Genomic DNA, 26491 nt, shown 5'->3' on the forward strand with positions numbered 1-26491 from the left:
ATAGATTTGGACAGGAAAGGACATGACAGCATGAAGCTTGCAATCATTGCATTTACCAGAGCAGGGTGTATGTTTGCAAAACGGATACGAGACGCGTATGAACAAAAAGGTAACATCTGTGTATGCCTCTGCAAAGGCAGGGATGCAGCTGAATGGGGCATTCCGATGCTGGAGGGTTCCCTGAAGGAATGGACCGGGAACATGTTCCGGGAATGCGACAGCCTGCTGTTCATCGGGGCCGCCGGAATCGCGGTGCGTGCAATCGCTCCCTTCGTAGCCAGCAAGGCTTCCGATCCGGCGGTCCTGGTCATGGACGAGCAGGGGCATTTCGTCATTTCTCTGTTGTCCGGGCACCTGGGCGGAGCCAATGCGCTGACCAGGGAGATAGCGGCCCTGGTGGGAGCCGTGTCGGTCATCACAACCGCTACAGACGCGGGAGGGCGATTCTCTGTGGATGATTTCGCACGCCGGGAAAACATGCATCTGGACAGTCTGTCTCTGGCCAAGGAGGTGGCGGCGGATATTCTGGAGCAGCGGACCATCGGTCTCTACAGCGATTTTGAAGTGGTTGGGCAGATTCCACCGGAGCTGTCCATCCAGAAAAAGGATGGGCTTGGCATCAGTATCTCCGTGGATGAGACCTATGATCCGTTTCCCCGGACTCTGCATCTGGTTCCGCGCATTGCGGTGCTGGGCATCGGCTGTAAAAGGGGTACGCCTGTGGAGCGCATCGAAGCGCTGGTGGAACAGGTGCTCTTGCAGAATCAGCTTTCGAAACAGGCCATTGCCAGGGTGGCTTCCATCGATTTAAAAAAAGAAGAGCCGGGGCTTCTGGCTTTCTGTGCTGCCTGGAAGCTGCCGTTTCAGACCTATACGGCAAAGGAGCTTGAAGCTGTGGAATGTGAGGGTGGCTTTTCCGAATCCGCCTTCGTGCGGCAGATTACCGGCGTAGGAAATGTGTGCGAGCGCAGCGCCCTGCTGGCCGCAGGCAGAAAGAAGCTTTTTCAGCCAAAGACGGCCGGGGACGGCGTGACGGTGGCTATTGCGCTGGAGGAGTACACGGTAAACTTCGGATAATTCCGTCGGAGGAGTCGGTTTGAAAGGAATATTGGATGGAACTGTGAAGAAGAAACGGTTCCAGGTATGGATAAGGTAAGAGGAACAGGTACATGAGACAGGTAATTGTATTTGCAGGAACGACAGAGGGAAGGCAGATTAGTGAATGGCTGGCGGCAGCAGGGGTGGAGACTCTGTGCAGCGTGGCCACCGAATATGGAGAACTGCTGGTGGAAAAACAGCCTCATCTGAGCGTACGCCAGGGACGGCTGCTGCCGGAGGAGATGGAGCAGCTTTTGGAAGCGGAGGGAAAACCGCTGGTGCTGGATGTGACGCATCCTTACGCCGTGGCTGTGTCGGCGAACATTAAGACGGCCTGCGCACAGGCCGGGTGTGAGTATCTGCGTCTGATTCGTCCCTCGTTGATGAAAAAAAATAGGAAAAACGAAGTAAGTAAAGAGATGACAAATACAGTCACAGATAAAAATGCAGGTAAGACTGCGGAAGAAATTGTAGTAGTCGAGAGTGTGGAGGCCGCAGTAAACTTTTTGAAAACGACCGAAGGTTCCATCTTCGTCACCACAGGAAGCAAGGAATTAGCCAAATTTACTGCTCTGCCTGACTACCGGAACCGCGTCTACGCCCGCGTCCTGGCGACTCCGGAGGTCGTAATCCAGTGTACCGAGGCAGGCTTCACCGGCCCGCACCTGATCTGTATGCAGGGTCCCTTCTCCAAAGAGCTGAACCTGGCCATGCTCCGCAGCACCGGCGCAGCCTGGATGGTTACCAAAGAAGCAGGCCGCGCAGGCGGCTTTGAGGAGAAAATGACCGCCGCCAAAGAGGCTGGAGTCAAAGTTGTGCTGATAGGCCGCCCGCAGGAGCAGGAGGGGCTGTCCATTGAGGATGGAGTGAAGCTGCTGGCGGAACGATTCCATATTGTTCCTTTATCAGAAAGTAAAAATATATTAGAACAAAAAAACAATATAAAGAATATAGTTAGTCCTAACTGTGAAAAGAAAGAGGAAAATAATAAACTAAATTCCACTTATTTTTGTAACAAAGAACAAGAACGAATTGCATATTTAATCGGCATCGGCATGGGCACCCCCGACCACCTGACCGGCGAGGCCCGCGCGGCCTTCGAAAAGGCCGACTGTATCTTAGGCTCCGGCCGCATGCTGGATTCTTTCAAGGCCACCGGCAAGCCCCTGTTCGACGCCTACGATCCGGCCAAAATGCTGGCTTACGTTCAGGATCACCCGGAGCATCACACTATCGCAGTGGCCCTGTCCGGCGACGTGGGCTTCTACAGCGGCGCGAAGCGCCTGATCACCGCCTTTGAGGGCGGAGGTATCCACACAGAACTGATTACAGGAATCTCTTCCGTAACCTACTTCTGCAGCCGCCTGCAAATTCCCTGGGAGGACGTGAAGCTCATGAGCATCCATGGGCGCCGGGAGAATCTGATTGCGGCGGTACGCACCCATTTCCGCACCTTCACGCTGCTGGGCGGCAAGGACAATGTAGCATCCTTATGTGAAAAACTGGAAAAATATGGATTCGAAAACGTGAAGCTCTACATCGGCGAACGCCTCCACTACCCGGAGGAGCGTATCACCGAGGGCACTCCCGCGGAGCTGAAGGAGAAAGCCTTTGACAGCCTCTGCGTGGCTATCATCGAAAACCCGTCCTACACAAGTGGACTTCGAAGCTGCATCCCCGACGAAGAGTTTCAGCGGGGCGACGCGCCTATGACGAAGAGCGAGGTGCGCAGTCTCTCCGTGGCCAAGCTGAATCTGAACCGGGATTCTATTGCCTGGGACATCGGCGCGGGAACCGGCTCCGTCACCATCGAGATGGCGCTGGCAGCCGCGGACGGCGAAGTGTATGCCATCGAGAAAAAGTCCGCGGCGGCAGCCCTCATCGAGGAGAACGCGAAGAAGTTTGGCACCCCCAATGTGGAGGTGCATGTGGGAACGGCCCCAGAGGCCCTGACTGACCTGCCCGCCCCGACCCACGCCTTCATCGGCGGTTCCTCGGGCAACATGAAAGAGATTCTGAAGCTTTTGCTTGACCGGAATTCCCGCGTCCGCGTGGTAGTAAACGCCATTACCCTGGAGACCGTGGCGGAGGCCAACAGCTGCTTCAAGGAGCTTGGTTTTACGGACGTGGATATTACCCAGATTCAGGCGGCCAAGGCCAAAAAGGTGGGGCCCTACGAGATGATGATGGGGCAGAATCCGGTCTACATCTTCGCCGGAACCGGAAAGGGGGAAGCGTAAATGAGACTGCCGAGAATTATGCTGGCCGCTCCGTCCAGCGGCAGCGGCAAAACCCTGATTACCTGCGGCATCCTGCAGGCTCTGGTAAACCGCGGTTTCCGTGTGGCCTCCTTTAAATGTGGCCCTGACTATATCGACCCCATGTTTCATAGCAGGGTCATCGGCGTGAAATCCGGCAACCTGGACACTTTTTTCACGGATAAAGCGACCACCCGTTACCTGTTTGGCCGAAGCGCTGCGGAGGCGGAGATTTCCGTGGCCGAGGGCGTCATGGGTTATTATGATGGACTTGGCGGCATCTCTGAGGAGGCCAGCTCTTCGGACGTGGCGGCGGCTCTTAATATGCCCGTGGTGCTGGTGATAAACTGCAGGGGTATGAGCATTTCTGTGGTACCGCTGATCAAGGGCTTCCTGGAATATCAGACTCCCAGCCGCATCAAGGGCGTCATTTTAAATCAGATGCCGAAGTCCCTGTACGCCGACATGAAGGCGCAAATCGAGCGCTGGCTGCCGGTGAAGGTGCTGGGCTATGTGCCGAAGGTGGAGGATCTGGTGCTGGAAAGCCGTCATCTGGGCCTGGTGCTTCCGGGTGAAATCGAGAGCCTGAAAGAGAAGCTGAACCGCCTGGCTGCCGTATTGGAGGAAAGCATCGATCTGGACGCTTTTCTGGCTTTGGCCTATGAAGCGCCGGATTTCACCTACGAGACGCCGGAACTTCCGAAGCTTTCAGGCGGAAAAAAAGTCCGCATCGGCGTGGCGGAGGACGACGCTTTCTGCTTCACCTATCGGGATAATTTTCAGATGCTTAAGGATATGGGCGCGGAGCTGGTACCATTTTCCCCCATAAAGGACGAGGCGCTGCCGGAAGGGATCGACGGCCTCATCTTGAGCGGCGGTTATCCAGAGCTGCACGCGAAGGCACTGAGCGAAAATGAAGACATGCGGGGAGCCATTCACGACGCGGTGAAAGCAGGCCTCCCCTGTATCGCCGAGTGTGGCGGCTTTCTTTACCTGCACCGGACTCTGGAGGGATCCGATGGCGTGGATTACCCCATGGCAGGCGTCATTGGGGCCAAAGCCTACCGGACGGATAAACTGTCCCGCTTCGGGTATATCGAAATGGAAGCAAAACAGGATCAGTTGATTCTGGCAGAGGGCGAAAAGGCCCGGGGACATGAATTTCATTACTGGGAGAGCGAGGACTGCGGCAACGCCATCCACGCGAAGAAGCCCTTACGGAAGCGGAACTGGGACTGCGTACACGGCACACCGACCCTGTATGCGGGCTTCCCCCATCTCTTTTTCTATTCCAATCCGGCCATGGCCTGGAATTTTTTACAGAAATGTAGTAACGATTCCATACAGCCCGAAGCACCTGTTGCCGAGGGCGTATAAAAATGATTCAATGTGAGGAATATAGATGCTTGCAGTGATTACAGGAGGCAGCGGAAGCGGCAAATCCGAATACGCGGAGAGCGTAGCCACTTCCCTGGCAAAACGGGACGGACTTCCCTTATATTATATCGCCACTATGCGGCCCTTCGGCGCGGAGGGCATGTGGAGAGTGGAGCGCCACCGGAAGCTCCGGGCCGGAAAAGGCTTTGAAACGATAGAGTGTTATGTAAACCTGAAAAAACAGACCCTGCCGGAGAAGGGCGTGGTGCTGCTGGAGTGCATGTCGAACCTGACGGCCAACGAAATGTTTGAGCCGGAGGGCGCGGGTGATGACGCCGTGGAGGCGGTGCTGGCAGGCGTGGAGGCATTGAGAGGCCGCTGCATCCACCTGGTCATTGTGACCAACGATATCTTTTCCGACGGAATTACATATGATGAAGTAACAGCGCTGTATCAGGAACGGCTGGGCGAGATCAACCGGCGCATCGCGGCAGAGGCCGACCAGGCGGCGGAGGTGGTCTGCGGCATTCCTCTGCAGCTCAAAAATAAAGGACAGAGCCTATGAAAACGATGAAACGGATATGGAACAGTTTTAAAATCGCATTTGCCATGTATTCCAAGATTCCCATGCCCCGGGCGGACTGGGAGAAGGAAAATATGCGCTATATGATGTGCTTCTTTCCTTTTGTGGGCATCGTCATCGGCGCGCTGATGGTGGGCTGGAGCTTCTTAAGCGGAAAGCTCGGCGCGGGCGACAGCCTCCGGAGCGTCATTTACGTGCTGATTCCGGTGCTGGTGACCGGCGGCATCCACCTGGACGGCCTGCTGGATACGGCGGACGCCCTGTCCTCCTGGCAGCCGAAGGAAAAGAAGCTGGAGATCTTGAAGGATTCCAATGCGGGAGCCTTCGCGGTCATCGTGGCCTGCTGTTATTTCCTGGCCTGCTTCGGCTTCTGGACGGAGCTGTCGGGCCGTCAGGTGCTGGTGCTCTCCGGCGGCTATATGCTGTCCCGTTCCATGAGCGGCCTGTCCGTGGCGTCCTTTCCCTGCGCCCGCAAGACCGGAACGGTAGCAACCTTTTCCGACGCGGTGCAGGAGCGCACGGTCATGACCTGCCTCTACATTCTGCTTTTTCTGTCCGCGGGCTTCATGTGCCTGCTGGACGCGAAGCTTGGCACGGCGGCTGTGGTGGGAGCCTGGTGTACGTTTTTCTGGTATTATTGTATGTCCATGAAACAGTTCGGCGGTATCACCGGCGACCTGGCGGGCTGCTTCGTGCAGACCTGCGAGCTGGTCATGGCCATCTGCGTGTGGTCGGCGGGAAAATTCTGATTTCCGCTGTCTGGAAAAAACGATCTCTGCGCAAGCAGCAGGAGAATATAGGAGGAAATCAGACATGATACTGATTACAGGCGGAGCCTTTCAGGGAAAAAAGGCCTACGCGATGGAGCATTTTCACTTGAGAGAGCAGGATATGGTAAATGGGGCCGACTGCGGGGAAACGGATTTGCTTCAGGCAAAGGCAGTCACGGATTTTCAGGAATATGTACGCCGGGTACTGAAGGAGGGCGGCGACGCGTCCACGCTGGCAGAAACATTGTATACAGAGAATCCGGATATCCTTGTGATTACGAACGAGCTGGGAAGCGGCGTGATTCCCGCGGATCCCTTTGACCGCCAGTGGCGGGAGGCCTCCGGACGGGCAGCCTGCGATCTGGCGAAATACGCAGCAGAGGTTCATCGCGTGGTCTGCGGGATCGGGACGGTGATCAAGGAATGAAGGAGCTGTATCTGATCCGCCATGGAAAGACCTATGGCAACACCCTGGGGCGCTATATCGGAACCACCGACGAGCCCCTGTGCGAGGAGGGAAGAGAAGCCCTGCAGGCTATTTTCGAAGCGGGGCTCTACCCCATGCCGGACGTCCTGTACGGAAGTCCCCTGAAGCGTTGCCGGGAGACGGGGGCGATTTTATTTCCGGGCAAGAAAATGATTCCGGTTTCCCGGCTCCGGGAATGTGATTTCGGCGAATTCGAAAATAAGAATTATAAAGAGCTGTCCGGGAATGCGGCCTATCAGGCCTGGATTGACAGCAACGGCACGCTGCCCTTTCCGGGAGGCGAAAGCCGGGAGGCCTTTGAAGAGCGGTGCGTCACGGGCTTTCAGGAAGTCCTTGCGGATTTAAAAGGGAAGGCGGTTCACCGGGCGGCCCTTGTGGTTCACGGCGGCACGATTATGAGTATTCTGGCAGCTTACGCGGCGGAGAAAGAGGAGTTTTATCACTGGCAGGTTCAGAACGGAGAAGGCTTCCGTATGCTTTGGGATGAGACAGAAAAAGGAGGCATCATTTTACATGAAATATCACATCTATGCCCTGATACTGGGCTTTGTGCTGGATCTGATCTTCGGTGATCCGCGGATTCTCTATCATCCTATCTGCGCCATCGGCAATCTGATTGCCTGGGCTGAAAAGCCCTTCCGGGCGGCGTTCCCGAAGACGGAGAAGGGCGAGCTGGCAGCAGGCGTATTCTTCTGCATCTTCGTGGTGGCCGTATCTACGGCAGTGCCCTTCGGACTTTTATATCTGGCCCGGAAAATCCATTTCTGGCTTTATTTTGCGCTGATGACGCTCTGGAGCTTCCAGATTCTGGCAACGAAATCTCTGAAAACCGAGAGCATGAAGGTCTATGACGCTTTAAAAGAGGGCGATCTGGAAAAGGCCCGCTATGCGGTGTCCATGATTGTGGGACGCGATACCCAGGCCTTAAATGAGGAGGGCGTAGCCAAGGCGGCAGTGGAGACGGTGGCGGAAAATTCCTCCGACGGCGTGGTGGCTCCCCTGCTTTTTCTGGCCATCGGCGGCCCGGTTCTGGGCTTTTTCTATAAGGCGGTAAATACTCTGGATTCCATGGTGGGCTATAAGAACGATAAATATCTGTATTTCGGCCGCTTCTCCGCGAAGCTGGACGATGTGTTGAATTATATCCCCGCCCGGATAAGCGGCCTTCTGCTGGTTGCGGCGAGCCCGCTGGCGGGCTTAAGCATATCCGGCGCCTGGAGGATCTGGCTGCGGGATCGCCGCAACCATGCCAGCCCCAACTCCGCCCAGACTGAGGCGGCAGCGGCGGGCGCGCTTGAAGTTCAGCTGGCCGGAGACGCTTATTATTTCGGAAAGCTTTATAAAAAGCCGACCATCGGCGATCCCATCCGGCCGGTGGAGTATGAGGATATCCGCCGCATGAATCGGCTGATGTACGCGGGCGTGATTCTGGCGCTGGCGCTTGTGGCGGGAATTGCGGCGCTGGCCGGAGTGCTGGTGTAAGAGAAGGAAACAACGATGATTTACGCACAAATTCAGGAGGTGCTGTCCTATGAAACAATCATGTATTCACATCTACTGCGGCGACGGTAAGGGAAAATCCACCGCAGTTACAGGGCTTGCTGTCCGGGCGGCAGGAAGCGGCAGAAGGGTCATTTTCATCCAGTTTATGAAGGATGGAAAGTCCTCGGAGCTAAAGGTGTTGCGGGAGCTGCCCGGGGTTACAGTGCTGACCTGCGAAAGACAGTTCGGCTTCTTCTGGAATATGACAGACGAGCAGAAAAAGGAGGCAGCTGCCGCCTATCAGGCGCTTTTCGACCGGGCCACAGAGTTGGCAGTTCGGGAAGACGCGTTTCTGCTGGTTATGGACGAGTTCATGTCCTGCTACAATCACGGCATGTTGAACCGGGAAAAAGCCCTGGATTTTCTGAAGAACCGTCCGGAAGGTCTGGAGGTGGCCCTGACAGGCCGGGATCCGGCCCCGGAGCTTCTTAAACTGGCCGATTATGTCTCCGAGGTGCGGAAAATCAAGCATCCCTTTGATCAGGGTGTACATGCCCGGAAGGGAATCGAGCTGTAGGAGAAGAACAGGGGCTTGACAGGCCGGGGGAAAGAGTGGTAATGTGGAAATGCCCAGGGTCAAAAGAAGTCTGACCCGAATTTCCATTTAAAAACAGAATGATGAGGTGCAAGGATATGCAGGAAATGAAACCGATCAAAGAAGGTAAGGTACGTGAGATTTACGACAACGGCGACAGCCTGATTATGGTAGCGACAGACCGTATCAGCTGCTTCGATGTGATTCTTCATAATGAAGTGACAAAGAAGGGCGCAGTGCTGACCCAGATGTCCAAATTCTGGTTCGATATGACAGAGGATATTCTGCCGAACCACATGATTTCCGTTGACACAAAGGATATGCCGGAGTACTTCCAGCAGGAGAAGTTCCGGGGCAAATCCATGATGTGCAGAAAGCTTCAGATGCTTCCCATCGAGTGCATCGTCCGCGGCTATATCACAGGCAGCGGCTGGGCCAGCTACAAGGAGAACGGAACCGTCTGCGGTATTAAGCTGCCGGAAGGCCTGAAGGAATCTGACAAGCTGCCGGAGCCGATTTACACACCGTCTACCAAGGCAGAGATCGGCGATCATGACGAAAATATTTCCTACGAGCAGAGTATCGCTCATCTTGAAAAATATTTCCCGGGCAAGGGAGAAGAGTACGCAAAGGCTCTTCGTGACAATACCATTGCCCTCTATAAGAAATGCGCGGAGTACGCCCTGAGTAAGGGAATCATCATCGCGGACACCAAGTTCGAGTTTGGTCTGGATGAGAACGGCAATCTGGTCATCGGCGACGAGATGCTGACGCCGGACAGCTCCCGCTTCTGGCCCGCAGACGTGTACGAGCCAGGTCACGGACAGCCCTCCTTTGACAAGCAGTTTGCCCGCGACTGGCTGAAGGCCAACCCGGACAACAACTGGACCCTGCCCCAGGAGATCGTGGACAAGACCATCGAGAAATACCTGCAGGCATACGAAATGCTGACCGGCAAAGCGCTGGAGGTATAAGTTAAAGGTATAGAAATTGAGGCACAGATATTTTCTGTTTTATGGGAAAATGTCCGTGCCTTATTTTATAGAAAATCTGGTAATGTTCAAGAAAAAATTCGTACTATCCATTTTCTATAGTTCAAAATAAACATAGAAATCCGTCATTTTCCATCATTTAATATAAAAATCACCGATATGTTTTGAAAAACAGGTGAAACTTCCTCCCCGCTGTGATACACTGTATACAGAGTCATTTCCGCACGGGTAACAGCGGAAAGCGAGACAGATTTGGTTTTGGGAGGAATTTGGGGTATGAAATGTATCAACACAACGGACGCGGTGGGCCATGTGCTCTGCCACGACATTACGCGGATTGTCAAGGATGTGGTTAAGGACACCGCATTCCGCAAGGGACATATTGTGACCGAGGAGGATATTCCGGTGCTGCTGTCCCTGGGAAAGGATCACCTGTATGTCTGGGAGAAGGACGAGAACACCCTTCATGAAAATGAGGCGGCAGAGATTCTGTGCGCCGTCTGCAGGAACGAAAATATGCATCCCACCGATGTGAAGGAGGGGAAAATCGAGCTGGTGGCCGACTGCGACGGTCTGTTCCGGGTAGATGTTCCGCGGCTTGACGCCATCAACGAAATAGACGAGATCATGATCGCCACCCGCCATAACAACACGCCGGTGAAAAAGGGCGACCGTCTGCTGGGAACCCGGGTGATTCCGCTTGTCATTGCAAAGGAGAAGCTGGAGCGGGTAAAGGAGGCTGCGGGAAGCGAGCCTTTGGTATCCCTGACGCCCTATAAGCCTATGAAAGCGGGCATTGTTACCACCGGAAATGAAGTGTACTACGGACGCATTAAGGATACCTTTACCCCGGTCATCATTGACAAGCTGGCTTCTTACGGTATCAAAGTCAGCGGTCATATTCTCTGTGACGATAACATGGAAAAAATCACCAATGCAATTTTGCAATTAAAAGAAGAAGGAGCCGACCTGATTCTCTGTACCGGCGGTATGAGTGTGGATCCGGATGACCAGACGCCGGGCGCGATTAAGCAGACGGGAGCGCGTATTGTATCCTACGGCGCGCCGGTACTGCCGGGAGCCATGTTCCTGCTTGCCTATCTGGAAGACGGTACGCCTATCATGGGACTTCCGGGCTGCGTCATGTATGCCAAAGCCACAGTCTTTGACCTGGTGCTGCCCCGCATCGCGGCAGGCGTGGAGGTGACGAAAAAGGATTTGGCCCATATGGGAAATGGCGGCTTCTGTCTGGGCTGCAAGACCTGCCATTACCCCAACTGCGGCTTTGGAAAAGGCGTATAAGGGGGCGTGATGTATGGGAGGAATTACAACAGAGGAAGCGCTTTGTCTGGTTTTACAGCACACGCCGGTGATACAGGAGAAGGAACAGATTCAAATCGCGAATATTTCAGGCCGGGTATTGGCGGAAGACGTGAAAACCGTCTTTGATAATCCGCCCTTTCACCGTTCGCCTATCGACGGCTATGCCTGCCGGGCTGCGGATTTAACCGGCGCCTCAAAGGAACAGCCGGTCTGTCTGAAGGTTCTGCGGGAGATTGACGCGGGGGATTATTCCGAGGAAGAGGTGCAGCCGGGCCAGGCTGTACGTATTATGACCGGGGCGGCCATTCCGCCGGGCTGTGACTGCTGCGTCCGTCAGGAGGATACGGATTACGGCGAGGAGAGGGTGCAGATCTATAAAGCGGAGCGGCCGTGGGGCAATTATTGCTTCCGGGGCGAGGACTTCAAGGCCGGACAGGTACTGCTGAAAGCGGACCGGGAGCTTGGTTTTGTGGAAGCCGGCGTGCTGGCCGGAATGGGAATCCCGGAGGTGGCTGTCTACCGTCGTCCCCGGATCGCGGTGCTGACCACCGGAAATGAGGTAGTTCAGCCGGGAGAGCCTTTAGCTCCCGGTAAAATCTACGATATCAATCAGAAGCTTCTGGCGGCCCGCCTGCTGGAGTTGGGCGTGGAGCTTTGCGAGGCCCGCTCTGTCCCGGACGAACCGGAGCAGATGGCGGAGGCATTGAAGAAGGCCGCGAAGGAAGCGGATCTGATCGTCACCACAGGCGCTGTGTCTGTGGGAAAAAAGGATATTATGCACGAATCGCTGGCGCTCATTGGCGCAGAGCGTATCTTCTGGGGTATCCAGGTGAAGCCCGGTATGCCTACCTTATTTTCCGATTACCAGAGAATCCCGGTCATGAGCCTTTCAGGCAATCCCTTCAGTGCTCTGGTCATCACCGAGCTTTTGCTTCGCCCTATGCTGGCGAAAATGATGAGAAAGCCGTCTCTTGATCTGGTGCGGGTGCAGGGAATCCTGGCGGACGCTTTTGGAAAGCCCAGCCCAGGAAGGAGATTTGTGCGGGCTTACTGGGAAAACGGCGTATTCCATCTGCCGGAAGGCCTGAATTCCAACGGCGTGCTGGCCTCCATGGTGGGCTGCAACTGTCTGTTGGACGTGCCAGCAGGATCCGACGCGCTGAAGCCCGGGGATTCGGCGGAGGCGATTCTGTTATAAAGAGAGATTTGTATTACTTTTTGCAGCAGTTATTTTGAAAATATGGACTATGATTTATGAATAACATTTTAGAAAAAAAGCAGTTGTTTTATGCCGTCAGCGGTGTGAAAAATTCGGGAAAAACCACCTTGATTACGAAGCTCCTGCCGGTTCTGACCGGCCGGGGGCTGAAGGTGGCGACCATTAAGCATGACGGCCACGATTTCCGGACAGATGTGCCGGGTACGGATACCTTTGCCCATTTTCAGGCGGGAGCCTATGGCACTGTCGTCTTTTCCGACCACAAATACATGGTTGTAAAACAGCAGCCCGACGAGGTTGCAGCTGTAAAACTGACGCCGGAGCAGATGGCCGCTGCCTGGTTCCCGGAGGCGGATCTGATTCTGTTGGAGGGCTTTAAGGACAGCGACTATCCGAAGCTGGAAATTATTCGCAGAGGAAATTCATCGGACTGTGTCTGTAAAGAGCATAATTTACGTGCCGTCGCGACCGATCTGGATCGCGGAGAGATAACGGGGCTGCCGGAAGAAGTGCCTGTATTTGGGTTAGAAGATACAGAGCAGATTGCGCGATTTATTGTAAAAGAGTTGCAGTAATACTTTATGGAAAAATGACGGATTTAAAGTTGAATTTATTGGATTTTTAAGGACAAATATAATTGGAACAATTTTACATATGGTACAGGTGAAATACATTTTGATGAATAGATATTAAAAGAATATATTATTTATCAGGGAAATATAAAGGAGATCATATGAAAACAGGAGCATTGATCATAGCCTCCGGCGACTATGGAGAGGAGTATCGGGATAACGAGGGCATCCCTCTGTTCCTGCCCATGTACCCGCTGGACGGTACCACCGTCATCAAGGGAGAGATTGCCAAGCTTCGCAAAGCGGGAGTCTCTCCCATTGTAGTGCTGGCAGGCTGCCACAGCGAGACCCTGAAGCTGCATTTAAGCCACAATAATGTCATCTTCCTGGAGGATGAGGCCTACCGGGAACACAGCTTTGAGGAGACGCTTGCGATCGGCCTGACCGGGTGCGCGCCTCTGATGGAGCGCGTGCTGGTGCTGCCGGTGGAATACCCGGCCTGCGCGGACAGCACTATCAAAGCCCTGCTGGCTGCGGAGAAGCCGGCCGTTCCGACTTACGATGGGCAGGAGGGCTGGCCGAGGAGCATAATTTTATCGGGAACGGAAATGGATCCTACAGAGAAAATTAATTTTAATTTTGAGACCGGGAGCCGGTTCCTTCCCACGGAAGATCCCGGCGTCACCTACTCCCTGCAGGAAGAGGGCGGCGTCGAGCGCGTCACCCGTTATCTGAAGGCCCGGTGGAATGCCGCCACCCTCCATTTCAAAACCAAGCTGGTCATTTCCAAAGAAGAAGACTTCTTCGGTCCCGGCGTCTACCACCTGCTGCAGTACATCGATGAGACCGGTTCCATTCAGGCTGCGGCGGCCAAAATGAATATGTCCTATTCCAAGGGCTGGAAAATGATCAACAAGGTGGAGAAGGAGCTGGGCTTCCGCTTCCTGAACCGCTGCAACGGAGGAAAGAACGGAGGCAGCTCTACCATCACCCCCGAAGGCCGCCTCTTCATGGAGCGGTATCATGCCATGCTGGAGGATATGAAGCGGATCACGCGAGGATTCTTTGAGGTGTATTTTGGGGAGTTTCAGTAGAGTTAGTGAAAAATAATTCATAAATTGGTTCGATTCCCTTGCGCCTGCTTTCCGTTTCCTGTATAATATACCTATCGTTATTCTCCTGAAAAAATAACGCATAGGAGAACCGCACGAAATGAAAAGGAAAGAGGGATTATATTATGAAGAAGCTTATGGCAGGCCTGCTGGTAAGTGCTCTGGCAGTTTCTATACTGGGTTGCGGAAGCAAACAGGCGGAAGAGACTCCGGCAGCAGAGGAGACCACAGAGGCTGAAGAAACAGCAGCTGAGACAGAGGCGGAGCCGGAGCCGGTGACTCTGAACATCTTTGCGGCAGCATCCATGACAGAGACTCTGACAGAGATTCAGGAGATGTACAAAGAGACAGCTCCGAACGTAACCCTGGTATTCAACTTTGACTCCTCCGGAACATTGAAGACACAGATTCAGGAAGGCGCTGACTGCGATATTTTTATTTCCGCAGCCCAGAAGCAGATGAACCAGCTGGACAAGGATGCGAATCCGGAGGTGAATACCGAGGGCCTGGACTTCGTACTGGAGGGAACCCGCGTGAACCTGCTGGAGAACAAGGTTGTTCTGGCTGTTCCGGATGGAAATCCGAAGGATATCCAGAATTTCGAGGATCTGGGAACAGACAAGCTTTCCCTGCTGGCTCTGGGCAATGAGGATGTTCCGGTAGGACAGTACTCCACCGAGATTCTGACTAACCTTGGTATCCTGGATAAGCTTGAAGCAGACGGCAAGATTACATACGGCTCTAACGTGAAAGAGGTTACCACACAGGTATCTGAGGCGGCTGCAGACGCAGGTATCATCTACGCTACCGACGCGTACTCCGCCGGACTGACCGTTGTGGATCAGGCAGGAAGCGATCTGTGCAAGCAGGTTATCTACCCTGCGGCAGTTCTGAACATCTCCGAGAATCAGGAAGCAGCAAAGGAATTCCTTGCCTATCTGCAGACAGACGACTGCATGAAGGTATTCGAGGCAGTAGGCTTCACGGCAGCAGAATAAAAAAGGGGCGCTTATGGACTGGTTTCCATTGTATAATTCCTTGCGTATCGCGCTGATCGCCAGCGTGATCGTATTTTTTACAGGTATTTTCGCAGCCTATTATATTGCGAAGCTCCATCCGGTGGTAAAGGGCGTGCTGGACGTGGTTCTGACCCTGCCGCTGGTATTGCCGCCGACGGTCGTGGGATACTTTATCCTGCTGCTGATGGGTCCCAGACGACCCTTCGGAGCCTGGGTGTTGGAGAACTTCGGCACGAAGCTGGTGATGACCTGGTATTCGGGCATCTTCGCGGCGGCTGTGGTGGCCTTTCCGCTGATGTACCGGACAGCCCGGGGGGCTTTTGAGAGCTTCGACGAGACCCTGGCCTATTCCGGACAGACCCTGGGGCTGTCCAACAGCTTTATCTTCTGGCGGATCCGGATGCCGGCCTGCAGGCAGGGAATTCTGGCGGGAGCCGTCCTGGCCTTTGCCAGGGCCCTGGGCGAATACGGAGCCACCAGCATGGTGACAGGCTATACGCCGGGCCGGACCGCGACTATCTCTACCACCGTCTATCAGCTGTGGCGGACGGACAATGACGCCCTGGCCTTCAAATGGGTGCTGGTGAACGTGGTCATTTCCGCAGTGGTTCTGCTGGCGGTGAACCTGCTGGAAAAGGGCGAGCGGGCGTCCCGCACAGGCAAAAAACGAAAGGGCGGGAGGTAGAGAAGATGTCATTGTATGTGGATATCAGAAAAAAGCTGGGTGGCTTTACGCTGGAGACGCAGTTTGAGGCAGCGGACGGCGTGACGGGCATCCTGGGCGCCTCCGGCTGTGGCAAGAGTATGACCCTCCGTTGTATCGCGGGCATCGTGAAGCCCGACGAGGGACATATCGAGCTGGACGGTAAGGTGCTCTTTGATTCCCGGGAAAAAATCAATCTGCGTCCCCAGGAACGCCATGTGGGACTGTTGTTTCAGAATTACGCCCTGTTCCCGAATATGACGGTTCGCCAAAACCTGATGACAGGACTTAAGGCAGAAAAGACCGGAAAAAAAGAAGCGGAGATAAGAATTCAGGAAATGCTGGAAAAGTTCGAGCTGAAGGATCTGGAGAAGCATAAGCCTGCGGAGCTTTCCGGAGGCCAGCAGCAGAGGGTGGCTCTGGCGCGGATCTTCCTCTCCAGTCCTCGTGTGCTGATGCTGGACGAGCCTTTTTCTGCGCTGGACGGATATCTTCGCTGGAACCTGGAGCAGGAGCTTCTGGAGACACTGAAGGAGTTTGGCGGGCCCACCCTGTTTGTGTCCCACAGCCGGGACGAGGTGTACCGGATCTGCGACCGGGTATGTGTGATGGATCAGGGAGCTTCAAGCCCGGTGATTCCTGTGAAGCAGCTGTTTGAAGCGCCGGAGTCCAGGGCGGCCGCGCTGCTGTCGGGATGCAAGAATTTTGCCCGGGCAGAGGTGAAGGAAGCAGCTTCGGCGGATAAGCTGGGCCGCGTCTATGTGCAGGACTGGGGCGAAACCCTGACCTTCACTGGCGAACACGGACCGGATACAGAGGACGTCCGCTATGTGGGCGTGCGCAGCCATTATATCGGGCTGATGGGAGCAAAAGAGGCGGCGGCACAGCCGGAGAATACCTTCCGGTGCCGGATTAACCGGGTTATTGACGACGTGTTTTCCACGGTGATCATGGTAAGACCGGAGCGTGCGGATACATCCGAGGAGAGCCGGAAGAATCATTTCAACAGGATTCGTGTGGAGACTACCAAGGAAGTCTGGAGGGATTTCTGTAAGAAGGAATATGAAGGCAGAGAAAATCCGCAGGAGGATATCTGGGTGCATATCAATCCGGCGGATGTGATGGTATTGAGATAGGTCGGAAAACTGTTTATCCGCCGATCTTCGACATTTCTTTCAGTTCCGTTACCGTTTGTATATTTTCAAAGCAATGAGCCGCAGGCTTCTGTTCGATGGCCTGCCGGATCAGCTCTTTCACGTCCTCGGGACTTCCGGTCCGGAGGGCGTTTTTTATGGAAATACGGTCGCTGTAGCAGAGACAGGGCTTGAGATCGCCAGTGGCTGTCAGGCGGATGCGGTTACAATTCTGACAGAATTTTCCATGAATGGCGCTGATAAAGCCAATGCTGCCCTGAAAGCCGTCGATGTGGTAATAGCGGGCCGGGCCGTTGCCATGGGTGAGGAAATCTGGCGTTACGCGATCTGCTCCGTAATGGCTTCTCAGCTGCTCCATCACCTCCGGGTTGGAGACAGGCTTCATCTCCTTGCCGTGCCCGATGGGCATGAGCTCGATAAAACGGACGTCCACCGGGTGAGCCTCGGCTAACTCGGTCAGGGCGATGCATTCCATGTCGTTGACGCCCCGCTGCAGCACCGCGTTGATTTTCACCGGAACGCCATGAGTCTCCATGGCGCGAATGCCGTCCAGAACCTTCGGAAGCTGGTCAAAACCGGTGATAGCAGTGTATTTCACGGGATCCAGAGTATCCAGACTGATATTGACAGCGTGGAGTCCCTGGCGGCAGAGCTCGTCTGCGTATTCCGGGAGCAGTACGCCGTTGGTAGTCAGCGTCACCTGCTCGATACCGGGCAATGCGTTTAGCATCCCGATGAGCTCCATGCAGCCCTTCCGGACCAGCGGCTCGCCGCCGGTGACCTTGATTTTGCGGATGCCTAAGGCAGCAGCCTGCCGACAGGCCTCAGTGATCTCCTCCAGCGTCAGAATCTGCTCCATGGGAAGCCATTCGATGCCTTCCGGCATACAGTAGCGGCAGCGTAAGTTACAGCGGTCGGTGATGGAAACGCGCATATAGTTGATGTCCCGTCCGTATTGGTCCTTCATGGGTTAATCCGCCTTTCTCACAAAATCGCCGCTCTTTCCGCCGCTCTTCCGGCAGAGATGGATGTCGGTCATTTCCATGCTTTTATCCACGGCCTTGCACATGTCGTAGATGGTCAGAAGTGCCACCTGAACGCCGGTCAGGGCCTCCATCTCCACGCCGGTCCTGCCGGTGGTGCGGACGGTGCAGGCCGCCCGGACGGAGGAGGTCTCTTCCTCCAGTTCAAAGCTTATCTCCACCTTGGTCAGATGCAGCAGGTGGCAGAGAGGAATCAGCTCGGAGGTCTTCTTGGCCCCCATGATTCCGGCCACCCGGGCCACGCCCAGCACGTCGCCCTTTCCCATTTCCCCTTCCTTTACCTTTTCAAAGCATTCCCGGCTCATGGAGATACGGCCCTCAGCCACAGCCTCCCTTGCGGTCTCGGCCTTGGCGCTTACGTCCACCATGACGGCCTCGCCCTGGCGGTTAAAATGTGTAAATTCACTCATGCTCTATCACAATAAACCCAATCATCTAAGGTCAGATTTGCTTTTCCTTTCTTTCTTATTATTTGCCCGTGTTCCCAGGGCATTCGGGGATCCCCTCAGACAGCCCAGAACGAAACATTCACATGTTTCCCCGCTTTCCGCAGGTGCTCCATCAACTCTTCCACGGTCTTTGTTTTGGTCTCTGCCGTAATCTCCGAGCCTGCATAGGCCTCGTTATAAGCATTTCCAAAGAAAATGTTGATATCCGTGGCCCAGGTGAAAAGGAGTGTTCCAAGCTGTGCGGCTCCGTCCTTCTTCTGAAGCATCTCATGGAAGCTCACTCGATCCTCCCGGAAATCTTCGCAGTATTCCAACAGCCGCTCCAAAGTCAGTAACCCTTCGGTTACCAGATCTGCGCCGGGCAGACGCATCAGGGAAGGCACATCGTCCACGGCGGATCCATCGATGGTGGTCAGAGGCTGCCGAAGATATCGCGCTGCGATTTTTGCGGTGGTGCCGCCACAGATCACATGCTTCCCTTCCTTTTTCCAGAAATTGTCCATATAGGCTGTGTCTTCCTCGGTGGTATGGGGCGGACCAATCATCAGGTTGACCGTCTGCTTTTTGCAGAAGCGTAAGGCCAGAACCGTCAGGTCGTCGTCGGTCTCCTCCAGATTCAGGGCCAGTCCCGCATAGGCGATAGCCACAGCCATTTCCTGGGCGCTCATACCCGGGCGGTACTTCTTCTGACAGAAGCGTAGGACCTCATTGCGGCCCCAGCCGCCGTCGGTGGTCTTGCCCATACCGGCGTTGGTGACGCCGTCGGACATGAGAATCAGCATGTCGTCCTCCCGAAGGTCGAAGGTACTCTCATGGATGACCTTTTCCTTCAGGGTAAAGGTAGAATAAGGGTAGGCCGTTACCTTACCGTTCCGAATCAGAATGGCGTCCGGATTGTCAAACTGATAGAGCAGCGCCTGGCGTCCCCTGATATCCAGCACCGTAAAGGTGGAATAGGCCAGATGCCGGACACTGCACACGGGCAGCGTATCGGCTACGGCGGCCACCGCGTCATAGATGGGCAGCTTTTTGATGATCATATGGCTGAGCATCCGGGCAGTCAGCGTGGAGAGAATGTTGGCCTTGACGCCGCTTCCCAGTCCGTCTGACAGCACCAGCACATGATCGGAATCATTTTCCATAATATCAAAATAATCGCCGCAGATGGTTTCCCGTTTTTTATTGAGGCTTACCCAGCCGAAATCCGTCACCAGTCCGTCGAAGGACACGTTCAGCCTATAGTTTCCGTCTTTATTCATCGCGATCCTCGTCCTCTCTGAGAATGGTACGCTTCAGCTGCTCCACGGCCACCTTGGTGTCCGCGGCGGTCTCCCCCAGGAGGCTTGCGATCTGGTGCACCAGCTTCAGCTGCTCCGAGGCCAGCTTGTCAGCCATGGCGGCCGCGTTGTTCTGGGCCTTCCGGATACGCTGCTTTTCTTCTATCTCCCGGGTGATATCCTTCATGACGCAGAGAATCAGCTGATTCTTCCGGTCATTGGCCAGGGTGCGCTCCAGATAGATATCCCGATCCTCCAGATAAATCTGATCGTGGGACATATTTTTATCGAAGGAAATCATATTGATCAGGGTGTAATCATCCATCAGATCAGACACGGTCTCGCCGATCAGCGTACGCTTATGGAGCGGGTCGAACAGATCCTTCGCGGCCTGGTTCATATGAATGACCTTCAGCTGATAATCCACGGTCACCAGGATACCGGGCATCACGTTGATGATTTTGTTGGAGTAGCTCTCCTGGCGCTCCCGCATAAAGGGCACGCACATGGAGATCTCGGCCTTGCCGGCCAGTACGGCCCTGGCCTTTTCACGGCAGGTATTGTAGCCGCAGGCCCCGCAGTTCAGCTCGTCCTCCGGCGTAAATTTTCCCATCTGGGCCAGTACCTTTTTAATATCTTCTTCGGAGGCTTCCGCCTCCTGCTGCCGCAGTACGAAAGTATCATAGTGACGACTGACGTCGGTCAGGGACTGCGCCGAAAAATCGTCCCGTTTATAATTGGAAATGCCTTTGTACAGGGACGCGTTCTGCAGACGGATCAGGCCGTGGAGCAGTCCGGTCTTCGTCCGTCGGAAAGAAGGACCGCCGATGCAGCCGTTGGGACAGGCGTTCAGTTCCAGAAAACAGTTGGAATAACTGTCCGGATCCGCCATAAATTCATTCAGAATCTGCTTGCAGCTGTCGATCCCGCAGGCGGGAAGATAGCGCTGGTGAACGGATGGATGCATGGCCATGGTAAAGCCGCCGGACATGGCCATAATGCGGGAAAGCCGGATATCCCGGTCCGCGTCCGGGGGTGCGCTTGACGGGGCGGCCACCTGCACCTGAACAGCAGTCAGCCATTCCTGCAGCTCGCTGAAGGTGATGACATAATCCACATAGTTGTCCGCCTCCCGCATCTGGGCCAGGCCGGAGATACAGGGGGAGACAGAAAGAATCCGCGCGTCGGGATACTGTTCCTTCAGATAACGGGCGTGGGCCTGCATCACGGACAGAACCGGAGCCAGATAGGGAACCAGATCCGGATAACGCTTCTGGACCAGCTGTACGATGACCGGGCAGTTGGAGGAAATGGTGGGCGTCTCCTGGGCCCGTTCCTCCACCAGGTCCTCATAAGCGGTCTTGACCAGATACGCCCCGGCGGCTGCGTCGAAGGCGTCGGACAGACCGAGCTTTTTCAGGGCTTCGGTCAGGGCCGGCAGGCTGTCAGTTCCGAATTCCGCCACATAGGCCGGGTGGAGAGAGGCGATGACCTGTCCGCCGTTTCGGATGAAATCATACACCCTGGGTATCATATTTAATTCTTCCTTGGCGTTCTGGGGACAGACCAGAGTGCATTTCTCACAGAGGATGCACTGATCCTCCAGAATCTGTGCCTGATGGTTGATGACCCGGATGGCCTTGACCGGGCAGTTCCGGACGCATTTATAGCAGTTTCTGCAGTGTACTTTTTTAAATTGTAGAAATGAGGTGTCGGCGTATACCGAAGGCATAGAATAAAACCTGCCTTTCTTAAAATTTATATTTAAAATGGGAATAATTTACAAATTTATTTTTCCTAAAAGAAGATGGCCGGCTTCGTTCCGGCGAACAGCTTCATCCGATCCCGCCTTGCCGCGCAGACCAGCGTAAGCCCGTATTCTTTCGCCAGCGCGATGGCCTCCGCCGTGGGCGAAGCCTTGCTTGCGAGAATGGGAATTCCGGCCCGGATAGCTTTCATGGCCATATCGGTGGGAATCCGGCCGCTGGAATAGACGATACACTCTGTGAGCGGGATGTCATGGCGCAGGGCGTAACCGATGACCTTGTCCAGGGCGTTGTGCCGGCCGATATCCTCGCACTGGAACAGAAGCTGGCCGTCCTTTGCCAGAAAACAGCTGTGGGTGGCCCAGGTCTGTCCGTGGAGGGGCATACCCGCGTGGAAGCGGTCGGCCAGGTCAAAGACCTGCTCTGCCTTCCAGGAAATGGGAGTCACCGGCTTTACCGGCTTCCCGGTCAGAAAATAATCGTTTAAAATGTGATTCCCGGTGCAGCAGGAGGGCGTAAGCTCTGTGAAGGGCTCCCGAGAAGCGCCGCCATCCAAAGCAACACGTCCTGCCTGCGGATGGCTGTCGGCTACGGTGGCTTGCAGCGTCTCGTTTTCACCCTTATTTCCACGCAGTATCACCCGTGCCCGCAGCCCGTGTTCACAGATATAGATCTGTTCTACATCGGAAGCGTCCTCCAGGATTCCCTCGGTCAGAAGGCGGCCCAGCACCAGCTCAGTCAGATACTGGGGAATACAGACCAGCTTCATGGTCAGTCGATCGTTGAGATAGACGTCCAGAATATGCTCTGTGAGAACCGGTTCGGATTCGGTATGACAGTCGCCGTCCCGGCTGATATAGGTATAGGTTTCCGCGGAAAGAAGCGGAAGCTTGTCGTATAATTCATTGATATACATGGGATGTTGTACTCCTGAATGATGTGGGCTTTTTTTGCCCCGTTTCCATTATACATGGGGACTTAGGGCGTGTCAAACCTGTGATTGTGAAAAAGTACCAGAAAATTAAAAAAATAAATTGTCTAATTTGTAACAAGTGTTGATCTGCGGGCCAAGATCAGGTACCATAGAAGACAGAGAATTTGGTGGCTGTCCGCTTTGGAAAAAGCAGATGGCAGAATAAGGGAGGAACGATAGCATGGGCAGGATCATGGCAGTAAATATCAGCGAGAAGAAGGGAACGCAGAAGAAAAACGTGCATTCCGCGAAGCTTATCGAGGACTGGGGTATCGAAAACGACGCCCACGCAGGCAAATGGCACCGCCAGGTGAGCCTGTTATCCTATGAAAAGATCGAGGACTTCAAGGCAAAAGGAGCGCCGGTGGACGAGGGCGCCTTCGGGGAGAATCTGATCGTCAGGGGGATCGACTTAAAGCACCTGCCCGTGGGCACGAGACTGCAGTGCGGCGACGTGCTTCTGGAGGTAACCCAGATCGGGAAGCAGTGCCACAGCGGCTGCGAGATCTACAAGATTATGGGCGACTGTATTATGCCGAGAGAAGGCATTTTCACAAAAGTATTGAAGGGCGGCGTCATTTCCGAAGGGGACGAGATAAACGTGGTGAAGCGACCCATGCGTGCAGCGGTTCTGACCTCCAGTGATTCCGGCTACGCAGGAGAACGGGAGGATATAAGCGGCCCGGCTATCAAAGAGATGCTGGAAAAAAATGGATACGAGGTGGTTCATACGATTCTCCTGCCGGACGACCGGGAGATGCTGGCCAAAGAGATGGCGCGCATCGCAGATGAGTATGTGGCGGAATTGCTTCTGACCACCGGCGGCACGGGCTTTTCACCCCGGGACTGTATGCCGGAGGCTACCATGGATATCGCGGAGCGGATGGTGCCGGGTATTCCCGAAGCCATGCGGGCCTACAGCATGACTATCACCCCCAGAGCCATGCTGAGCCGGGCGGCGGCCTGTATCCGGAAGAACACGCTCATCATCAACCTGCCGGGCAGCCCCAAGGCAGTGAAGGAGTCTTTGGGCTACATTCTGCCCTCTCTTCAGCACGGTCTGGAGATCCTGACCGGAGAGGCTGCCAACTGTGCCAGAAAATAAGCGCCTGGGAGCGGGCGTTTCCATGGTGGTGCTGGCCGGGGGAAGGAGCAGCCGCATGGGAAGCGACAAATGCGATCTGAAGATAGAAAAAAGTACCTTTCTGGAGTGGCAGATTGAAAAGGGCAGGGCGCTTGGAATCACAGATATCCAGGTGTCCGGCTATCACGGGGCAGCCTGCAGCGTTCCGGTAACGCCGGACCGGTTTCCGGGAAAAGGGCCTCTGGGCGGTCTTGAAAGCTGCTTCCGGCGGGCCAGGGAGGAGCAGGTGCTGGTGCTGGGCGTAGACATACCGCTGGTTCCGGCAGAGGAGCTGGAAAGACTGGTGATCCAAAGCCGGGAAAAGCAGAAAAAGGCGGTGATTCTCAGGCACAGGGGAAAGGAAGAGCCCCTGGCAGGCGTCTACGACCGGGATCTGGCAGATGAAATGCTGGCAGAGATCCGGGAGCGCAAGGGCTCGGTTTTCGCGTTCCTGAACCGGATCGGCTACGATATCTGTGAAAGCACCGCGCCGGAGGAGAGCTTTGCCAATATCAACCGCCCGGAGGATTATCATCGGAGGATTGTGTAAAAAAGTTAGTGATAAGTAACCGATATGTTTTAGAAAACAGGACGATTGCACAAAAATGACAAAAAAGTAACGGAGATAATTGTTGATTTTATACAAAAATGGCTGTATACTGTTAGTGTATTATCAGAACGGTTACAGCTGTTTTGTAGTTGGGTGAAACTAATGTAAGGAGGGTAAATATAGTATGCTTGATCAGTCCTATTACGCAAAAGCGGATGAGATCATGGATCAGTACGGCAGAAAGCCGGCTTCACTGATTCCGATTATGCAGGAGATTCAGGGAGCTTACCGTTATCTGCCCGGAGAGCTGCTGAGTTATGTGGCAGACAAGATCGGGGTGACGGAGGCCAAGGCTTTCAGCGTGGCGACGTTCTATGAGAACTTTTCCTTCGACGCAAAGGGAAAGTATGTTATCAAGGTATGTGACGGAACAGCCTGTCATGTGCGGAAATCCATGCCGGTACTGGAGGCCCTGTATGAGAAGCTGGGCTTAAGCAAGACCAAGAAGACCACGGACGATATGATGTTCACCGTAGAGACCGTGTCCTGCCTGGGCGCCTGCGGACTTGCTCCCACCATGATGGTAAATGAAGAAGTGTATCCCTGTATGACGCCGGAAAAGGCGGCAGCAGTGATTGACCAGTTAAGAGGAGGTGCCGGAATTGATCCAGAATAAAGAACAGTTACAGCAGCTTCACGAGGAAGCGGTGAAAGAGCTTAATTCCTACGACTGCCGGATTCTTGTCTGTTCCGGTACAGGCTGTATCGCCACCGGTTCCAATAAAATTTATGAGAAATTCCTGGAGATTACCAAGGATGCGCCGGGCGTGACCCTGGAGTTCGCTCCCCACGATGAGAAGGAACATTTGGGCGTGAAGAAGACCGGCTGTCAGGGCGTCTGCGAGCTGGGCCCCCTGGTCCGGATCCAGAAGGGGCAGGATGTGGTTCAGTATGTGAAGGTACAGCTGGATGACTGTGCCGAGATTTTTGAAAAGAGCGTTCTGGGCAATGAAGTGGTGGAACGTCTGCTGTACCAGAAGGGCGGCAAGGTCTGCAAAGGGCCGGACGACATTCCGTTCATCGCGAAGCAGACCCGTATCGTACTGAAGAACTGCGGTAAGTTCGATGCGGAATCCTTAAGAGAATACATAGCCAGCGGCGGTTTTGCGGCACTTCAGAAGGCCATGTTCGAGATGACGCCGGATCAGGTCATTGAGGAAGTGGATCAGTCCGGACTGCGTGGCCGTGGTGGCGGTGGCTTCCCGGCAGGTAAGAAGTGGATTCAGGTGGCCCGTCAGGCCGACCCGGTTCACTATGTGGTATGTAACGGCGACGAGGGCGACCCGGGAGCATTCATGGACGGATCCGTTATGGAGGGTGATCCCTACCGTCTGATCGAGGGTATGATGCTGGCAGCTTACGCGGTGCGTGCTGAGAATGGTTACATCTACGTGCGTGCCGAGTATCCGAACTCCGTAGCGAGACTGAAGCATGCCATTGCCGTACTGGAGGAAAATGGACTCTTAGGCGAGAATATTCTCGGCACCGGCTTCAATTTCCATATGCACATTAATAAGGGAGCGGGCGCTTTCGTATGCGGCGAGGGTTCAGCCCTGACAGCTTCCATCGAGGGAAGCCGCGGCATGCCCCGTGTAAAACCGCCCCGTACAGTAGAACAGGGCCTGTGGGCGAAGCCTACCGTTCTGAATAACGTAGAGACCTATGCGAACGTTCCGGAGATCGTGCTGAAGGGCCATGAGTGGTATCGCAGCATCGGTACAGAAGGAAGCCCGGGAACCAAGACCTTCTCCCTGACCGGCAGCATCGAGAATACCGGTCTTATCGAGGTGCCGATGGGAACAACCCTTCGTGAGATTATCTTTGATATCGGCGGCGGGCTGAAATCCGGCGCAGCCTTCAAGGCAGTTCAGATCGGCGGGCCTTCCGGCGGCTGTCTGACCGAGAAGCATCTGGATGTGCCTCTGGATTTCGATTCGGTGAAGAAATACGGCGCTATCGTGGGATCCGGCGGACTGGTTGTTATGGATGAGAATACCTGTATGGTAGAGGTTGCCCGGTTCTTTATGGGCTTCACCCAGAGAGAGTCCTGCGGAAAATGCGGTCCCTGCCGTATCGGAACCAAGCGTATGCTGGAACTGCTGGAAAAGATTGTAGATGGTAAGGGTGAGATGGAAGATCTGGAGAAGCTGGAAGACCTGGGACACTTCGTAAAAGACCGGTCTCTGTGCGGTCTGGGAAAGAGTGCGCCGCTTCCGGTCTTAAGTACCATTCAGAACTTCCGGGACGAGTATATCGAGCACATCGTAGACAAGAAGTGCGCGGCCCACGTATGTAAATCCATGCGTGTATACGAGATTGATCCTGACAAGTGTAAGGGTTGTACCAAGTGTGCCCGCAACTGTCCGGTGAACGCCATTACCGGTGAGCGGAAAGCGCCTCATGTCATTGATAATTCCAAGTGTATCAAGTGCGGAACCTGTCTGGAGAACTGTGCCTTTGATGCGGTCATTTTGAAATAGTATTACTGTGAACGTAGTGAACAGTA

General features: G+C 54.6%; 26 protein-coding genes. 21 read left to right on the forward strand and 5 right to left on the reverse strand.

Annotation, left to right across the window (positions count from 1 at the left end; translation table 11 throughout):
• Positions 1–6 precede the first annotated feature (6 nt).
• The 17 genes from ACESZP_RS05985 (at position 7) to ACESZP_RS06065 (ending at position 16726) form a co-directional block, all read left to right on the forward strand.
• Positions 7–1077 (forward strand): cobalt-precorrin 5A hydrolase, encoded by a 1071-nt coding sequence (locus tag ACESZP_RS05985; RefSeq protein ID WP_499708342.1) that lies wholly within the window; start codon positions 7–9, stop codon positions 1075–1077.
• Between the two features lie 92 nt (positions 1078–1169).
• Positions 1170–3338 (forward strand): precorrin-6y C5,15-methyltransferase (decarboxylating) subunit CbiE, encoded by a 2169-nt coding sequence (gene cbiE / locus ACESZP_RS05990; protein WP_499708344.1) that lies wholly within the window; start codon positions 1170–1172, stop codon positions 3336–3338.
• Entirely contained in the window at positions 3339–4733 is a 1395-nt protein-coding gene (locus ACESZP_RS05995; protein WP_499708345.1) for a cobyrinic acid a,c-diamide synthase CobB, read from the forward strand.
• Positions 4734–4758: 25 nt separating this feature from the next.
• The gene (locus ACESZP_RS06000; protein ID WP_499708346.1) at positions 4759–5298 is read left to right on the forward strand and encodes a bifunctional adenosylcobinamide kinase/adenosylcobinamide-phosphate guanylyltransferase; all 540 of its coding nucleotides are present in this window, start codon (positions 4759–4761) and stop codon (positions 5296–5298) included.
• Positions 5295–6065 carry an adenosylcobinamide-GDP ribazoletransferase gene (gene cobS, locus ACESZP_RS06005; protein ID WP_499708347.1) on the forward strand — a complete coding sequence of 257 codons (771 nt, stop codon included), beginning with the start codon at positions 5295–5297 and terminating at the stop codon, positions 6063–6065. Before ACESZP_RS06000 ends, cobS begins: the two co-directional genes overlap by 4 nt.
• 64 nt (positions 6066–6129) lie before the next feature.
• Positions 6130–6513, forward strand: coding sequence for a bifunctional adenosylcobinamide kinase/adenosylcobinamide-phosphate guanylyltransferase (locus ACESZP_RS06010; protein ID WP_178039943.1), 384 nt, complete (start codon positions 6130–6132; stop codon positions 6511–6513).
• Positions 6510–7145, forward strand: coding sequence for a histidine phosphatase family protein (locus tag ACESZP_RS06015; protein WP_499708348.1), 636 nt, complete (start codon positions 6510–6512; stop codon positions 7143–7145). Before ACESZP_RS06010 ends, ACESZP_RS06015 begins: the two co-directional genes overlap by 4 nt.
• Positions 7087–8055, forward strand: a complete 969-nt coding sequence (gene cbiB / locus ACESZP_RS06020) for an adenosylcobinamide-phosphate synthase CbiB (protein WP_499708349.1) — start codon at positions 7087–7089, stop codon at positions 8053–8055. Before ACESZP_RS06015 ends, cbiB begins: the two co-directional genes overlap by 59 nt.
• Before the next feature lie 49 nt (positions 8056–8104).
• Positions 8105–8632, forward strand: a complete 528-nt coding sequence (locus tag ACESZP_RS06025) for a cob(I)yrinic acid a,c-diamide adenosyltransferase (RefSeq protein ID WP_499708350.1) — start codon at positions 8105–8107, stop codon at positions 8630–8632.
• Between the two features lie 116 nt (positions 8633–8748).
• Positions 8749–9624, forward strand: a complete 876-nt coding sequence (locus ACESZP_RS06030; protein ID WP_440321597.1) for a phosphoribosylaminoimidazolesuccinocarboxamide synthase — start codon at positions 8749–8751, stop codon at positions 9622–9624.
• A 294-nt stretch (positions 9625–9918) separates the two neighbouring features.
• Complete coding sequence (locus tag ACESZP_RS06035; protein ID WP_499708352.1) at positions 9919–10944, forward strand: molybdopterin-binding protein; 1026 nt, start codon at positions 9919–9921, stop codon at positions 10942–10944.
• 13 nt (positions 10945–10957) lie between these two features.
• On the forward strand, positions 10958–12163 hold the full coding sequence (locus ACESZP_RS06040) for a molybdopterin molybdotransferase MoeA (protein ID WP_499708353.1): 1206 nt from the start codon (positions 10958–10960) through the stop codon (positions 12161–12163).
• 104 nt (positions 12164–12267) lie between these two features.
• On the forward strand, positions 12268–12759 hold the full coding sequence (mobB, locus tag ACESZP_RS06045; RefSeq protein WP_499708354.1) for a molybdopterin-guanine dinucleotide biosynthesis protein B: 492 nt from the start codon (positions 12268–12270) through the stop codon (positions 12757–12759).
• A gap of 158 nt (positions 12760–12917) precedes the next feature.
• A complete protein-coding gene (locus ACESZP_RS06050) occupies positions 12918–13850 on the forward strand; it encodes a LysR family transcriptional regulator (RefSeq protein ID WP_499708355.1) in 933 nt (310 codons plus the stop codon).
• 143 nt (positions 13851–13993) lie between these two features.
• The gene (gene modA, locus ACESZP_RS06055; protein WP_499708357.1) at positions 13994–14866 is read left to right on the forward strand and encodes a molybdate ABC transporter substrate-binding protein; all 873 of its coding nucleotides are present in this window, start codon (positions 13994–13996) and stop codon (positions 14864–14866) included.
• Positions 14867–14879: 13 nt separating this feature from the next.
• Positions 14880–15572 (forward strand): molybdate ABC transporter permease subunit, encoded by a 693-nt coding sequence (modB, locus tag ACESZP_RS06060; protein WP_499708358.1) that lies wholly within the window; start codon positions 14880–14882, stop codon positions 15570–15572.
• 5 nt (positions 15573–15577) lie between these two features.
• Complete coding sequence (locus ACESZP_RS06065; RefSeq protein ID WP_499708359.1) at positions 15578–16726, forward strand: sulfate/molybdate ABC transporter ATP-binding protein; 1149 nt, start codon at positions 15578–15580, stop codon at positions 16724–16726.
• Between the two features lie 13 nt (positions 16727–16739).
• Here the strand turns inward: ACESZP_RS06065 and moaA are convergent, their stop codons facing one another.
• From moaA to fdhD, 5 genes are all read right to left on the reverse strand, one after another.
• Positions 16740–17711 carry a GTP 3',8-cyclase MoaA gene (gene moaA, locus ACESZP_RS06070; protein ID WP_499708361.1) on the reverse strand — a complete coding sequence of 324 codons (972 nt, stop codon included), beginning with the start codon at positions 17709–17711 and terminating at the stop codon, positions 16740–16742.
• Positions 17712–17714: 3 nt separating this feature from the next.
• Positions 17715–18197, reverse strand: coding sequence for a cyclic pyranopterin monophosphate synthase MoaC (gene moaC / locus ACESZP_RS06075; RefSeq protein WP_499708362.1), 483 nt, complete (start codon positions 18195–18197; stop codon positions 17715–17717).
• A gap of 95 nt (positions 18198–18292) precedes the next feature.
• Positions 18293–19495, reverse strand: coding sequence for a SpoIIE family protein phosphatase (locus ACESZP_RS06080; protein WP_440321615.1), 1203 nt, complete (start codon positions 19493–19495; stop codon positions 18293–18295).
• Entirely contained in the window at positions 19488–21245 is a 1758-nt protein-coding gene (locus ACESZP_RS06085) for a [Fe-Fe] hydrogenase large subunit C-terminal domain-containing protein (RefSeq protein WP_349163333.1), read from the reverse strand. Before ACESZP_RS06085 ends, ACESZP_RS06080 begins: the two co-directional genes overlap by 8 nt.
• A 65-nt stretch (positions 21246–21310) precedes the next feature.
• Complete coding sequence (gene fdhD, locus ACESZP_RS06090) at positions 21311–22195, reverse strand: formate dehydrogenase accessory sulfurtransferase FdhD (protein ID WP_499708363.1); 885 nt, start codon at positions 22193–22195, stop codon at positions 21311–21313.
• A 238-nt stretch (positions 22196–22433) separates the two neighbouring features.
• On the opposite strand from fdhD, the gene ACESZP_RS06095 reads away from it, so the two are divergent.
• The 4 genes from ACESZP_RS06095 to ACESZP_RS06110 all read left to right on the forward strand — a co-directional run bounded on the left by ACESZP_RS06095 (position 22434) and on the right by ACESZP_RS06110 (position 26465).
• Complete coding sequence (locus ACESZP_RS06095) at positions 22434–23357, forward strand: molybdenum cofactor synthesis domain-containing protein (protein WP_499708364.1); 924 nt, start codon at positions 22434–22436, stop codon at positions 23355–23357.
• Positions 23344–23925 (forward strand): NTP transferase domain-containing protein, encoded by a 582-nt coding sequence (gene mobA / locus ACESZP_RS06100; RefSeq protein ID WP_178039960.1) that lies wholly within the window; start codon positions 23344–23346, stop codon positions 23923–23925. The genes ACESZP_RS06095 and mobA overlap by 14 nt, the downstream gene beginning before the upstream one ends.
• A 184-nt stretch (positions 23926–24109) precedes the next feature.
• Positions 24110–24601 carry an NAD(P)H-dependent oxidoreductase subunit E gene (locus ACESZP_RS06105; RefSeq protein WP_178039961.1) on the forward strand — a complete coding sequence of 164 codons (492 nt, stop codon included), beginning with the start codon at positions 24110–24112 and terminating at the stop codon, positions 24599–24601.
• Positions 24588–26465 (forward strand): NADH-ubiquinone oxidoreductase-F iron-sulfur binding region domain-containing protein, encoded by a 1878-nt coding sequence (locus ACESZP_RS06110; protein ID WP_178039962.1) that lies wholly within the window; start codon positions 24588–24590, stop codon positions 26463–26465. Before ACESZP_RS06105 ends, ACESZP_RS06110 begins: the two co-directional genes overlap by 14 nt.
• Positions 26466–26491: the final 26 nt, after the last annotated feature.

The organism is Candidatus Dorea massiliensis AP6 (assembly GCF_964245105.1).
In the GTDB taxonomy this organism is placed as follows: Bacteria; Bacillota; Clostridia; order Lachnospirales; family Lachnospiraceae; genus Laedolimicola; species Laedolimicola intestinihominis.

What these genes read in the sequence shown, in the direction of transcription:
- fdhD (WP_499708363.1), bottom strand. Translation starts at nt 22,195, where the DNA reads ATGTATATCAATGAATTATACGACAAGCTTCCGCTTCTTTCCGCGGAA.
- cbiE (WP_499708344.1), top strand. Translation starts at nt 1,170, where the DNA reads ATGAGACAGGTAATTGTATTTGCAGGAACGACAGAGGGAAGGCAGATT.
- ACESZP_RS06010 (WP_178039943.1), top strand. Translation starts at nt 6,130, where the DNA reads ATGATACTGATTACAGGCGGAGCCTTTCAGGGAAAAAAGGCCTACGCG.
- ACESZP_RS06095 (WP_499708364.1), top strand. Translation starts at nt 22,434, where the DNA reads ATGGGCAGGATCATGGCAGTAAATATCAGCGAGAAGAAGGGAACGCAG.
- ACESZP_RS06030 (WP_440321597.1), top strand. Translation starts at nt 8,749, where the DNA reads ATGCAGGAAATGAAACCGATCAAAGAAGGTAAGGTACGTGAGATTTAC.
- ACESZP_RS06065 (WP_499708359.1), top strand. Translation starts at nt 15,578, where the DNA reads ATGTCATTGTATGTGGATATCAGAAAAAAGCTGGGTGGCTTTACGCTG.
- ACESZP_RS06035 (WP_499708352.1), top strand. Translation starts at nt 9,919, where the DNA reads ATGAAATGTATCAACACAACGGACGCGGTGGGCCATGTGCTCTGCCAC.
- ACESZP_RS06015 (WP_499708348.1), top strand. Translation starts at nt 6,510, where the DNA reads ATGAAGGAGCTGTATCTGATCCGCCATGGAAAGACCTATGGCAACACC.
- cbiB (WP_499708349.1), top strand. Translation starts at nt 7,087, where the DNA reads ATGAAATATCACATCTATGCCCTGATACTGGGCTTTGTGCTGGATCTG.
- cobS (WP_499708347.1), top strand. Translation starts at nt 5,295, where the DNA reads ATGAAAACGATGAAACGGATATGGAACAGTTTTAAAATCGCATTTGCC.
- ACESZP_RS06085 (WP_349163333.1), bottom strand. Translation starts at nt 21,245, where the DNA reads ATGCCTTCGGTATACGCCGACACCTCATTTCTACAATTTAAAAAAGTA.
- ACESZP_RS06000 (WP_499708346.1), top strand. Translation starts at nt 4,759, where the DNA reads ATGCTTGCAGTGATTACAGGAGGCAGCGGAAGCGGCAAATCCGAATAC.
- ACESZP_RS06105 (WP_178039961.1), top strand. Translation starts at nt 24,110, where the DNA reads ATGCTTGATCAGTCCTATTACGCAAAAGCGGATGAGATCATGGATCAG.
- moaA (WP_499708361.1), bottom strand. Translation starts at nt 17,711, where the DNA reads ATGAAGGACCAATACGGACGGGACATCAACTATATGCGCGTTTCCATC.
- moaC (WP_499708362.1), bottom strand. Translation starts at nt 18,197, where the DNA reads ATGAGTGAATTTACACATTTTAACCGCCAGGGCGAGGCCGTCATGGTG.
- ACESZP_RS06040 (WP_499708353.1), top strand. Translation starts at nt 10,958, where the DNA reads ATGGGAGGAATTACAACAGAGGAAGCGCTTTGTCTGGTTTTACAGCAC.
- ACESZP_RS06025 (WP_499708350.1), top strand. Translation starts at nt 8,105, where the DNA reads ATGAAACAATCATGTATTCACATCTACTGCGGCGACGGTAAGGGAAAA.
- ACESZP_RS05995 (WP_499708345.1), top strand. Translation starts at nt 3,339, where the DNA reads ATGAGACTGCCGAGAATTATGCTGGCCGCTCCGTCCAGCGGCAGCGGC.
- ACESZP_RS06080 (WP_440321615.1), bottom strand. Translation starts at nt 19,495, where the DNA reads ATGAATAAAGACGGAAACTATAGGCTGAACGTGTCCTTCGACGGACTG.
- modB (WP_499708358.1), top strand. Translation starts at nt 14,880, where the DNA reads ATGGACTGGTTTCCATTGTATAATTCCTTGCGTATCGCGCTGATCGCC.
- modA (WP_499708357.1), top strand. Translation starts at nt 13,994, where the DNA reads ATGAAGAAGCTTATGGCAGGCCTGCTGGTAAGTGCTCTGGCAGTTTCT.
- ACESZP_RS06050 (WP_499708355.1), top strand. Translation starts at nt 12,918, where the DNA reads ATGAAAACAGGAGCATTGATCATAGCCTCCGGCGACTATGGAGAGGAG.